At 48.8% G+C, this 590-nt stretch carries 1 pseudogene; it reads left to right on the plus strand.

From position 1 onward, the window contains the following. Positions 1–590: pseudogene (locus tag FD23_RS10990) on the plus strand (transposase); the annotation flags it as partial.

Genomic DNA, 590 nt, shown 5'->3' on the forward strand with positions numbered 1-590 from the left:
CGATTCGCTCTACTCTAGAACTGGATACAAGAAGACTGAGCTGGCTGCCAAAGTATTCGACCACGTTTCGATGACCTACAAGAAGGGCTTTCGAATGATGACCATGGGTTGGACTGATGGATCCTCCTTTGTCCCAATCGCTTCATTACTCTTGTCCTCAAAGGAACGATCAGAATGTCATCGGGACGACCAAGAAGATCGACAAGCGCACAATCGCGGCCAAGAGGCGGATTATGGCCCAATCAAAGGGGACCGATGTAGTTATCCAGCTGCTTGATCAAGCCTTGAAAGCAGGGCTCACTGCCAAGTACGTCATGTTTGACACTTGGTTCTCCAATCCTCATCAGATTGTCCAAATCAGTCAACGTGGTTTGAACGTAATCGCCATGGTGAAGAAAGACTCCAAGATCACATACGAGTTCGAAGGAAAGCGGATGAACGTCAAGCAGATCCTCAACGCATGCAAGAAGCGTCGAGGCCGTTCAAGATATCTCCTATCAGTCCCTGCAAAGGTTGGAGATCCTGCCAAAGATGGTGCCCAGATTGATGCCAGAATAGTCTGCGTAAGAAATCGCTCCAACCGCAAAGAC

The organism is Lactobacillus delbrueckii subsp. delbrueckii DSM 20074 = JCM 1012, assembly GCF_001433875.1.
In the GTDB taxonomy this organism is placed as follows: domain Bacteria; phylum Bacillota; class Bacilli; order Lactobacillales; family Lactobacillaceae; genus Lactobacillus; species Lactobacillus delbrueckii.